The 11540-nt window shown below is 74.1% G+C and carries 8 protein-coding genes; 5 read left to right on the top strand and 3 right to left on the bottom strand.

Going from position 1 to position 11540, the window contains the following annotated elements:
- Positions 1-208: 208 nt before the first annotated feature.
- Positions 209-1918 carry a PucR family transcriptional regulator ligand-binding domain-containing protein gene (locus ABZ714_RS16880; protein ID WP_358825988.1) on the bottom strand — a complete coding sequence of 570 codons (1710 nt, stop codon included), beginning with the start codon at positions 1916-1918 and terminating at the stop codon, positions 209-211.
- Between the two features lie 360 nt (positions 1919-2278).
- Between ABZ714_RS16880 and ABZ714_RS16885 the strand changes: the two genes are divergently transcribed.
- From ABZ714_RS16885 to ABZ714_RS16900, 4 genes are read left to right on the top strand one after another with little or no spacing between them, the layout of a single operon-like run.
- Positions 2279-3187 (top strand): FAD binding domain-containing protein, encoded by a 909-nt coding sequence (locus ABZ714_RS16885; protein ID WP_358825989.1) that lies wholly within the window; start codon positions 2279-2281, stop codon positions 3185-3187.
- Positions 3187-3837 (top strand): (2Fe-2S)-binding protein, encoded by a 651-nt coding sequence (locus tag ABZ714_RS16890; protein WP_358825990.1) that lies wholly within the window; start codon positions 3187-3189, stop codon positions 3835-3837. Before ABZ714_RS16885 ends, ABZ714_RS16890 begins: the two co-directional genes overlap by 1 nt.
- Positions 3834-6224 (top strand): molybdopterin cofactor-binding domain-containing protein, encoded by a 2391-nt coding sequence (locus ABZ714_RS16895; RefSeq protein WP_358825991.1) that lies wholly within the window; start codon positions 3834-3836, stop codon positions 6222-6224. Before ABZ714_RS16890 ends, ABZ714_RS16895 begins: the two co-directional genes overlap by 4 nt.
- Positions 6225-6274: 50 nt before the next feature.
- Positions 6275-7450 carry an XdhC/CoxI family protein gene (locus ABZ714_RS16900; protein ID WP_358825992.1) on the top strand — a complete coding sequence of 392 codons (1176 nt, stop codon included), beginning with the start codon at positions 6275-6277 and terminating at the stop codon, positions 7448-7450.
- A 25-nt stretch (positions 7451-7475) separates the two neighbouring features.
- On the opposite strand, the gene ABZ714_RS16905 is transcribed toward ABZ714_RS16900, so the two are convergent.
- Complete coding sequence (locus tag ABZ714_RS16905; protein WP_358825993.1) at positions 7476-8303, bottom strand: methyltransferase domain-containing protein; 828 nt, start codon at positions 8301-8303, stop codon at positions 7476-7478.
- 797 nt (positions 8304-9100) lie between these two features.
- Here ABZ714_RS16905 and ABZ714_RS16910 point away from each other — a divergent pair.
- Entirely contained in the window at positions 9101-9754 is a 654-nt protein-coding gene (locus tag ABZ714_RS16910) for a hypothetical protein (RefSeq protein ID WP_358825994.1), read from the top strand.
- Positions 9755-9890: 136 nt separating this feature from the next.
- Here the strand turns inward: ABZ714_RS16910 and ABZ714_RS16915 are convergent.
- The coding region (locus ABZ714_RS16915) for an ABC transporter substrate-binding protein (protein ID WP_358825995.1) at positions 9891-11540 on the bottom strand (1650 nt) is incomplete at its 5' end.

Consider the following 11540-nt stretch of genomic DNA (forward strand, 5'->3'; position numbering starts at 1 on the left):
GGGGTTCCCGAGTACGTCCGGTACGAGGGAGACCGCCCCGCGGCTTCACCGGGGGACCCCCACCGCCGTCGCGCATCGCACGCACCGGACGCCGCGGGCCGGGAACGCCGGGCGGACGGCGCCATGGTGGCGACACGGCCCGGGCGGACGGGCCGGTCCCGCCGCCGCCCCGGGCCGCCCGGTGACGGCTCCCGGCCCCGTACCGGCGTCAGCTCATCCGCAGGGCCAGGAAGAAGTCCAGCTTGTCCTCCAGCCGGGACAGATCCCGGCCGGTGAGCTGCTCGATCCGGCCCACCCGGTAGCGCAGCGTGTTGACGTGCAGATGGAGCCGGGTCGCGCAACGGGTCCACGAACCGTCCGAGTCGAGGAACGCCTCCAGCGTCGGGATCAGCTCCGCGCGGTGCCGCCGGTCGTACTCCCGCAGCGGGTCCAGCAGCCGGGCGGTGAAGGCCCGGCGGACGTCGTCGGGGACGAACGGCAGCAGGAGGACGTGCGACGCCAGTTCGTGATGGCCCGCCGCGCAGACCCGGCCCGGCCGGGCCGCCGCGACCCGGCGGGCGTGCCGGGCCTCCTCCAGCGCGCCGCGCAGCCCCTCCGCCGACGAGACGGCGGCGCTGACGCCGATGGTGAGCCGTCCGTCGTCGCCGAGCCCGGCCGACAGGGGTTCGCGTACCGCCGCCAGCAGCGCGTCCGCGTGCAGGGACTCCTCGGTGGCGGGGGTGTCGCCGGTCGGCGGCAGTGCCGACAGCGGTACGAGGGCGATCGCCTCGCCGCCCGCGTGGGCCACGGCGATCCGGTCGCCCGGTTCGGCGCCGCCGGCCGCCGGGTCGATCAGGATCTCCTCCAGCAGGGCGCGGGCGAGCGGCCCGGACGTCTCGTCGGCCGCCGGGTCCCCGGCGGTCTCCCGGCCCTCGTCGACCCGGGCCACCACGATCTGCCAGTGCGGCGCGGTGCCCGGACCCGGCAGCAGTACGGGGGCCGCCACCCTCAGCCGGGCCGCGACCTCGGCGGGCGCCGCGCCCGCGCGGACCAGCTCCAGCACCTCCTGGGCCAGTCTGCGGCGGACCGCACGGGCCGCGTCGCCCCGGTCCCGCTCCACGGCGATCAGCTGGGTGACGCCCTGGAGGAGGTCGAGCCGCTCGGCGGGCCAGTCGGCGGCGTCCGCCTCGACGGCCAGCAGCCAGCCGGAGAGCACCGCCTCCCGGGGATCGCCGCCCTCCCCGGCCGCCGCCGGGTCAGCAGGGCCGACCGGGAAGAGCGAGTACACCGTCCCCCCGGCGGTCACCCGGCAGGGCGCCCGGCGGCCCGCGCGCCCGGCCGCCAGATGCTCGGTGGCCAGGGCCGACCGTACGGCCGCCGACGGCGCCGGGGACCCCGCTACGTCACCCGGGCCCGCGATCCGCCGTCCGGTGGGGGAGAGCAGCCAGGCCCGCAGATCCAGATCGGAGCCGAGGAGATCGAGTACGACCTCCGGGCCGCCGCCCGCCGGTCCCGAGGTCATCAGCCGCCGGTGCCGGTCCACCACGGCCGCCAGATCGCCCGCCCGCTCGCCCGAGACCCGCCGCACCACGTACTCGGTGATCGTCGCGAAGGCCACCGCCTCGTTCACCGCGAACAGCGGCATCCGGTGCCGGCCGCAGGCCGCCACCAGGTCCTCCGGTACGGCCCCCAGCTCGGCCTCCCCGGCGGCGAGACCCGTCACCCCGGCCCGGGCCAGGATCCGGACGAAGGACTCCGAGTCCTCCGGCGCGTGCCGCCACGCCAGCCCGGTGAGCACCAGCTCACCGCCCGACAGATAGCGGCTCGGGTCCCGCAGGTCCGTGGTCATCACCCCGCGCACCGCGCGGTCCAGCTCGTCGTCCCCGCCGAGCAGCCGCAGCCCCAGCGCCTCGTTCTCCAGCAGTGCGCGCAGCCGCATCCGGTAGCCGCCGATCCGTTCTCGTCGCTCGTGTGTCCCGGGACGCCCGGGGGCGCACCGGCCGCGGTGACGCCCCGGTCACCGGCGGTACCGGCTCGCCGCGCCCGAATGCCCCGTCCTGTGTTTGTCTGAATCTACAAGAAGTACCGGCCGGCCAGCGAACTCCTTCGGGGGTTCGGTGACTGCACCGGGCGCGGCGCCGCTTTGTGTACTGGTTACGCGCCGCGCACCACCCCGGACGACGCCCCGACGGGCGGGACGGCCGTCCGGGTGCCTCCCGGGACCGTTCGGGCCACCGGGGACCACCGGGCTCACGGGGACCGACCGGCCTCCGGGACCGCCGCAGAAGAGAGCCAGCGCATGGAATTCCTCCGGCCCGCCACCTGGGACGAGGCCCTCGCCGCCAAGGCCGCGCACCCCGACGCCGTGCCCATCGCGGGCGGGACGGACGTCATGGTGGAGATCAACTTCGACCATCGGCGCCCCGGCCGGCTGATGGACCTCGGCCGGATCGGCGAACTGAGCCGCTGGGAGACGGACGGCGGCACCGTCCGGCTCGGCGCCTCGGTCCCGTACACCCGGATCATCGAACGGCTGGGGACCGAGCTGCCCGCGCTCGCGCGCGCCGCCCGTACCGTCGCCTCCCCCCAGATCCGCAACCGGGCCGGAGTCGGCGGCAATCTGGGCACCGCGTCCCCGGCCGGGGACGCCCACCCGGCGCTCCTCGCCACGGGCGCCGAGATCGAGGCCGCCTCGGTCCGCGGCACCCGCCTGATCCCGGTCGACGACTTCTACACCGGCGTCAAACGGAACGCCCTCGCCCCCGACGAACTGATCCGGGCCGTCCGCGTCCCCCGGGCCGGCGGGCCCCAGCAGTTCGCCAAGGTCGGCACCCGCAACGCCATGGTGATCGCGGTCTGCGCCTTCGGCCTCGCCCTCCACCCCGCGACCCGTACCGTCCGGACCGGGATCGGCTCCGCCGCCCCCACCCCGGTCCGGGCCCGGACCGCCGAGGAGTTCCTGGTCGCGGCCCTGGCCGACGGCGGGTACTGGGAGGAGCCGAGACCCGTACCGCCCGCCGTGGCCCGGGAGTTCGCCGCCCTCGCCGCCGGGGCCTGCGTCCCCATCGACGACGTCCGGGGCACCGCCGCCTACCGGCGGCACGCCGTCGGCGTCCTGGCCCGCCGCACCCTGGAATGGGCCTGGGAGGAGTACCGGAGCACCGGCGGCCGGGACACCACGACCGGCGGAACCGGAGGAGCGGTCTGATGCGGATCGAACTGACCGTCAACGGACGGCGGCTGATCGCCGACGACGTCTGGGAGGGCGAGAGCCTGCTCTACGTCCTGCGGGAACGGCTCGGGCTGCCCGGCTCCAAGAACGCCTGCGAGCAGGGCGAATGCGGCTCCTGCACGGTCCGGCTCGACGGTGTCCCCGTCTGCTCCTGCCTGGTCGCCGCCGGTCAGGCCGAGGGGCGGGACGTGATCACCGTCGAAGGGCTCGCCGAACTGGCCCGCCGCCGGGCCGAACGGGTCGTCGCGCGACCCGCCGCGCCGCCCGGCCCCGGCGAAGGTTCCGGCGACGGCTCCGCCGCGGTACCGGAGACGTACGACGGGACCCCGGACACCTCCGGTACGGCACCCGCCGCGCCCGGCGCCGTACCGGGGGCGCCCGGCCAGGACCTCGCACCGATCCAGCGGGCGTTCGTCGAAGCCGGCGCCGTCCAGTGCGGCTTCTGCACCCCCGGCCTCCTCGTCGCCGCCGACGAACTCCTCGAACGCCACCCGGAGCCCTCCGACTCCGATATCCGGGAAGCCCTCGCGGGCAACCTCTGCCGCTGTACCGGCTACGAGAAGATCCTCGACGCCGTACGGCTCGCCGCCGCCCGCCGCCCCACCGGAGAAGGCACCCCGCGATGACCGTCACCGGCACCCCCACCGACCTCACCCAGAACGCCCACACCACCCCCGGCGGCGTCGGCGAGTCCACCCTCCGCCCCGACGGCACCCTCAAGGTCACCGGCGAGTTCGCCTACTCGTCCGACCTGTGGCACGAGGACATGCTGTGGGGCCACACCCTGCGCTCCACCGCCGCCCACGCCGCGATCCTCTCCATCGACATCTCCGGCGCCCTCGCCGTCCCCGGCGTCCACGCCGTCCTCACCTACGAGGACCTGCCCGCCGCGGTCACCCACTACGGCCTGGAGATCAAGGACACCCCCGCCCTCGCCCACCGCAAGGTCCGCCACCACGGCGAACCCGTCGCCCTGGTCGCCGCCGACCACCCCGAGACCGCCCGCAGGGCCGCCGCGAAGATCCGGGTCGACTACGCCGAACTGCCCGTCGTCACCGACGAGGCGTCCGCCACCGCGCCCGGCGCCGTACTCGTCCACGAACACCGCGCCGACCCGCACAGCCGGCACGTCCCCCACCCCAACATCGTCCACCGGCAGCCGATCGTCCGCGGCGACGCCTCGGCCGCCGCCCGGCGCGCCGACACCGTCGTCACCGGCGACTATGTCTTCGGCATGCAGGACCAGGCGTTCCTCGGCCCCGAGTCCGGGCTCGCCGTGCCCGGCGACGACGGCGGCGTCGATCTGTACGTCGCCACCCAGTGGCTCCACTCCGACCTCGCCCAGATCGCCCCCGTACTCGGACTGCCCGAGGAGAAGGTCCGGATGACCCTCTCCGGCGTCGGCGGCGCCTTCGGCGGCCGCGAGGACCTCTCCATGCAGATCCACGCCTGTCTGCTCGCCCTGCGCACCGGCCGCCCCGTCAAGATGGTCTACGACCGGTACGAGTCCTTCTTCGGCCACGTCCACCGCCACCCCGCCCGGCTCCACTACGAACACGGCGCCACCCGCGACGGCAGACTCACCCACGTCCGCTGCCGGATCGTCCTCGACGGCGGCGCCTACGCCTCCTCGTCCCCGGCCGTCGTCGGCAACGCGGCCTCCCTCGGCATCGGCCCCTATGTCGTCGACGACATCGAGATCGAGGCCCTCGCCCTCTACACCAACAACCCGCCGTGCGGCGCGATGCGGGGCTTCGGCGCCGTCCAGGCCTGCTTCGCCTACGAGGCCCAGATGGACAAGCTCGCCGCCGCCCTCGGCCTGGACCCGGTCGAACTCCGCCGGATCAACGCCATGTCCCAGGGCGCCACCATGCCCACCGGACAGACCGTGGACTCCCCGGCCCCCGTCGCCGAACTGCTGCGCCGGGTCGAGGCCAGGCCGCTGCCGCCGGAACGGCAGTGGGAGGTCGCGGGCGGCGCCCCCGATCTGCGGGCCCTGCCCGGCGGGGTCGGCGGCACCACCCACGGCGAGGGCGTCGTCCGGGGCGTCGGCTATGCCGTCGGCATCAAGAACGTCGGCTTCTCCGAGGGCTTCGACGACTACTCGACCGCCCGGGTCCGGCTGGAGATCGCGGGCGGTGTCCCGGTCGCCACCGTCCACACCGCGATGGCCGAGGTCGGCCAGGGCGGAGTCACCGTCCACGCCCAGATCGCCCGGACCGAACTCGGCGTCACCCACGTCACCATCAGCCCCGCCGACACCCGGGTCGGCTCGGCCGGATCCACCTCCGCCTCCCGCCAGACCTATGTCACCGGCGGCGCCGTCAAACACGCCTGCGAAGCCGTCCGCGAGCAGGTGTTCGAGCTGGGGCGCCGCCGTCTCGGCTCGCACCATCCGGCCTGGGCGCACCCCGGACTCCGGCTCGAAGGCGGCCGGGTCGTCACCGACACCGGCGAGACCCTGGCCGAACTCGCCGACGTACTGGCGGACGAGGCGGTGGAAGTCGTACGGGAGTGGCGGCACCGGCCGACGCGGCCCTTCGACCGCACCACCGGACAGGGCCGGGGGCATGTCCAGTACGCCTTCGCCGCCCATCGCGCCGTGGTCGAGGTCGACACCGAACTCGGCCTGGTCAAGGTCGTCGAACTGGCCTGCGCCCAGGACGTCGGCAAAGCCCTCAATCCGCTCGCCGTCATCGGCCAGATCCACGGCGGCTCCACCCAGGGACTGGGCGTGGCCCTGATGGAGGAGATCCTGGTCGACCCCGTCACCGCCGAGGTCCGCAACCCGTCCTTCACCGACTATCTGATCCCCACCGTCCTCGACACCCCCACCATGCCCGTCGACGTACTCGAATTCGCCGACGACCACGCGCCGTACGGGCTGCGCGGCGTCGGCGAGGCCCCCACCCTCTCCGCCACCCCCGCGATCCTCGCGGCGATCCGGGCCGCCACCGGGCTCGAACTGAACCGGGTCCCCGTCCGGCCGGAACATCTCACCGGCACGGCCTGAGGGCCGAGGGCAGGGACAGAGGTACAGAGCGCAGAGGACAGGAGCGGACCGTGCTCGACATCGCCGACGAACTCCACCGCTGGCTCCGGGACGGCCGGACCTTCGCCGTCGCGACCGTCGTCGCCGTCAGCGGCAGCGCGCCCCGGCTTCCCGGAGCCGCCCTCGCGGTCGACACCGAGGGCCGGGCCGTCGGCTCCGTCTCCGGCGGCTGTGTGGAGGGCGCGGTCTACGAACTCTGCGTCCGGGTCCTGAGCGAAGGACGGCCCCTGCGGGAACGCTTCGGCACCTTCGATCCCGACGACGCCTTCGCCACCGGACTCACCTGCGGCGGCGAACTGGACGTCCTGGTCGTCCCGGTCGCCCCGGACGGGCCGGAGGCGGCGGCCGTCACCCGGGCCGCCGAAGGCGACACCACGGCCCTGGTACGGATCACCGGCGGCCCCGCCGGACTCCTCGGCCGTGCCCTGGCCGTCGCGCCGGACGGCGCGTACCACGGCACCCTCGGCGGGCCCCCGGGACGCGACCGCGCCGCCGCGGCCGAGGCCCGCGCCCTGCTGGAGACCGGCCGGAGCGGCACGGTCACCGTCGGCGCGGACGGCACCGGCGCGGACGGCGACCGGTGCGAGGACCCGCTCACCCTCTTCGTGGAGGCCGGCGCACCGCCCCCGCGCATGATCGTCTTCGGGGCCGTCGACTTCGCCGCGGCGCTGGTCCGGATCGGCACGTTCCTCGGCTACCGCGTCACCGTCTGCGACGCCCGGCCCGTCTTCGCCACGGCCGAACGCTTCCCCGGCGCCGACGAGGTCGTCGTGGAGTGGCCCCACCGCTATCTGCGGGCCACCGGGACCGACCGCAGGACCGTGCTCTGCGTCCTGACCCACGACGCCAAGTTCGACGTACCGCTGCTGGAGTACGCGCTGCGGCTGCCGGTCGCGTACATCGGCGCGATGGGCTCCCGGCGCACCCACGCCGACCGGGAACGGAGACTGCGCGCCGCGGGTGTCACCGCACGCGAACTCGCCCGGCTGCGCAGCCCCATCGGGCTCGACCTGGGCGCCAGGACCCCCGAGGAGACGGCGCTGTCGATCGCGGCGGAGATCGTGGCGAACCGCCGGGGCGGCGGCGGGCTGCCGCTCACCGATACCGGGACACCCATCCACCACGACGAACCACGGCCGGTTCCCCGCCCGGAACCTCGCCCGGGTCCCGGCCCGGTCGCCGCCTGACGCCCCGGTGCCGCCCTATCCGGTGTCAGCCGGGACGGCGGGCCAGCACCAGCCGGCACTTCGGGCTGCCGTCGGGCCGCCGCCCCAGCTCCTCCATCGGCCGCAGCCCGACCTCGAACCCGGCCCGGATCAGATCCTCCCGCACCGGGGCGAGCGGAAAGGTCCGGTAGTACATCACGAACGGCGGTCGCCACACGGCGTTGCGGACCCGCATCGCCGTGTCGAAGCCCAGCAGCGTCCAGTACGGCGCCGAGCCCACCGGCGGCGGCGCGGGCAGCGGGAAGGCGAACAGTCCGCCGGGGCGGAGCGCCCGGTACACCCCGGCGAAGAGCGCAGGCCGCTCCCGGGGCAGGAAGTGGCCGAACGCCCCGAAGCTCACCGCCAGATCGAAACCCGGGCCGAACGGCAGCGCGCGGGCGTCGGCGCGTACCCAGTCGACGGCGGGGGAGCGGTACGGCTCCCCGACGGCCACCTCCTCCTCCGGACCCTCCGCCCGGTCCTCCGGGAGCCGCGCCTCAGCGGCTTCCCGCGCCGGGCCGGACGGTACGGTTCCGGAGCCGTACCGGGCGCGTGCCCGGTCGAGCATGCCGGAGCTGAAGTCCACCCCGACGACCCGGGTGTCGCACAGTCGGCGCAGGGCCCCTACGCCCGCCCCCGTACCGGTGCAGACATCGAGACCGGTACGGAACGGCCCGAGCGGACGGACCGAGGTGACGAACGGATCGAGCAGGCGGTCGGGGGTACGGAACGGGGTCGCGTCGAACTTGGGCGCCAGCAGGTCGTATCCCCGTTCGACCGAGGAGAGCGCCTGAACGGCGAGTTCGCGGAGTGTGGGTCCGGATGAGGTGAACATCGGCGTCAGCCTACGGCCTGTGCCGTACGCGCCCCTCTCCCGGCGGCCGTCCGGGCGTCCCGGGCCCGCCGGGCGCCGAACGGCGCTCCGTATTCGTCCGCGAACCGGGGGAACAGCACGTACGGCGGGCCGCGGGCCCGTCGACCACCCGGGCGGCTCCGACGGGCCGGGCCTCGGTGGCCGGATCCCTGTGCGATGCGTTCCGGTCGCGGGCGGTGCGAGCGGATGAGTAAACGGTAAGCAAATGCGAACATCGGAGCAGGGGCGGCGGATACCTTCGCCCCCAGCAGTCCGCCCGACGACCCGGGCGCCGTGCCGGACCCCCGGCACCGGCGGCCGCGGCCCGTTCGGCCGGGCCGGGTCCCAGACCGTACCGGGAGGCGCCGGACGGTACCGGGCCGCGGTCCGGTACGTCGTACGGACCCCGGGGACGTCCCGCCGGACCCCGCGGCCGATTGAGCCCCGGCCGAACCGGCGATCGTTTCCGGCCTTTGTCCCCCATTCCCCGAGACTCGATTCTCCGAACGGTCATCCCTTTGGTGCGTCAGATGCCGAACCGCAACAGTGCCCCCTTCCGTTTCCCGATCCGAACCCGCCATTCCGGCCGGGGAATTCCGGACGCGGAATCCTCCCGCTCCGCTCATTCCCCCATGGCCACGCACACCCCGCCGACCACGGCGGACACGGCTGCCGGGCCGGTCCGGCCCACCATTGGCGCCGGTGCTCCGTCCGGTCGTATGGTTCGGTAACGCCGGATGTTCGGGCGGCTAATACCTAGGTCGACAGCAGGGACACAGATGACCGACGAGCCTCGGATTCCGGCACAGCTGGGCAGACCCGAGCGCATGTGGCAGCGCGCCGTCGTGCTCGTACTGATCGCTGTCACCAGAACCGCCAGGCCGGTATTCCGGCTCGGCGACCGGGAACTGTCCTGTTCGCATTCCAACGGCGGCTGGACGCTGGCGCTGCTGCCCGGGGGAAAGGCGATGTTCTACGGCCAGGACGTCGATTGCAGCGACACCACCTACCGGGGCGACAAGCCCGTCGACCTGCTGGCCGACGCCCCCGACTGGCTGCCGCACCAGAGCCTGCGAGAGCTGAACGACGGCTATGAACTCGGCTATCTCTACTGGTGGGAGGGGGAGTGCTGGCGGCGCGCCGCCTACCCCGACTACGTCGAGGACGACGGGCTCGCCGCGTCCTGCGACGGCTATGCGGGCATCTTCGACGACCGGTCGCTGGCCGACAGCTTCGCCGACGCCGGATATCGCGACCCGGTCGCGGCGGAGCGGTTCGTCGCCCGGGTCGAGGCGGGCACGGTGAACGCGGCGGCCCTGGAGGAGCTGCTGGACTCCGCGTCCGAACCGGGACCGCTGCCGAGGGAGTCCCGGGTCCCCAACGCCCTCGAATGGGCCGCCCGGCTGGGCGTGGCCCTGCGCGAGCCGACGTAGCGGAGGCGCTCGCCCCTTCCCGGAGCCCCGGCCGCCCTCGTGGGCGCGGCACCGGGGGAGGGCTGGTTCCCGGGGTGCCGGGGGATCCCCCGGTTCGCGGATGAGAAGTCTTCAGCCGCCCGCCGGGGGTCGTCTGTCAGCCACCGACCTCCCGTACGGAGAGCGGCTCGCGCCCGATGGAGCAGTCGGCCGCGGTCAGTGGCCGGGCGTCTCCCGCCGCCCGGCCGCACAACGCCCGGAGAACGGGTTTCGCGTCCCGGCCGGTGCGGACCTCGTTCAGCACGATGCTGTGCCCCGTCCGGTTCGCCCGGGGCTGGGCATCGGTGAAGTCGATGGTGCCCGTCGCCATATTGGGAAGGTCGACCGTCCGGAGATTGACCCAGGTGGCGGCCCGGTTCTGGACCGCGCCTCCGACGCTGGCCGCCTTGTGCAGGGCGCGGGTGGCGTCGTACGAGAGGGCTGTCTGGCCGCTCGCCAGCAGGGACGCCCGGGGCCTGGCCCAGCCCGGCCGGACGGCGGGAGCGGCGGGGGAGAGGTACTGCTCGGCGTTTCGGTAGAAGTTGGTGGACTGCCCGTCGGCCGGGTAGGCGAGGGCCGCGTAGTAGAGCGTCACATCGGCCGGCATCTGCTGGTTGCCCTGCGAGGTGAAGTCGGCCTTGGACAGATCGTCGCCGGTGAGGATGGAGATATTCCGGTTGTCGCAGCCCCGTTCGGCGCTGAGCTGCTGCATCAGCGGGTTGATGTCCTCGGCCCGGCCCGCGAAGTAGATCACCGAGGGGACCCTGGTCCCCCGGCAGAACGTCTCGGTCGGGCCCTGCAGTTCGGCCCGGCCGTCCTGAACCGTGTACAGGACCGGGCCGGTGACCTTGTACCTCAGGCCCTTCAGCATCTCGCCCCCGAACCGGGCCTGCTGGTTGGTGTACTCGTCCTGGGTCTTCTTGGTGTCGCGGGCGAGGACGAGCGCGTGCTGCTCGGTCTTCGGGAGCTGCAGCTGTCGGGCGATCAGTTCGAGCTGCCGGGCCTGCCAGGCGTCGGGGGCGGCCAGGCTGAACCAGTTGGCGTGCTTCAGGGGCAGCTCGGTCGAGGAGTTCGTACCCGAGATCACCGGCAGTTCGGCGTCCCCGAGAAGGGTCGCGACATCCTTGCTGGTGGTGAGATTCCGTCCGGCGCCGACGACGCCGACGAGGCTGGGGTCACGGCGGGCGTAGCGGGCGATGGACTCGGCCATGGCCACCTGGTGGCGCATATCCGCGCCGCCGTTGGCGATCAGCACCCGGAGCCGGGGGGAACCGGCCTTGTTGATCGCGGCCTGGGCGAGATAGACACCTGCCAGCTCCTCGATGCCCTTCACCGGCGACGCGTTCTCCGGAGAGGCGGAACCGAGGGGACCCGCATAGACGACGGTGACGTATTTGGCGTTCTTGCTGCTGAGGATCCCGGCATTCTCCCGCTCGATCTTCTTCTCCAACTCCGCCAGCGTCCAGGGCGCCTTGGCGGACGTGCCGCCGTGGTCACCGGACTTCAGCCAGTCGGAGAAGCGGACGTCGCCGGTGGCGATACCGACGCACTCGGGATCGGCCGACTTGTCCGCCTTCAGCAGCCGGGTGTCGCGATTGGCCGAGAGCGGCGAACTGGAACAGTGCCGGTCCGCCAACTCCTGGGCGCGGAACGCGACCGTGCCCGCGAGCAGTGCGGTGACGAGGACGAGGGTGTGGACGGACCAGAGGACGCGGGCTGCGGTGGGGCGGGCGGTGGCGCGGACGCAGTCGCGGCGTCCGTCGTCGCG

The organism is Streptomyces sp. NPDC006798, assembly GCF_040635975.1.
In the GTDB taxonomy this organism is placed as follows: Bacteria; Actinomycetota; Actinomycetes; order Streptomycetales; family Streptomycetaceae; genus Streptomyces.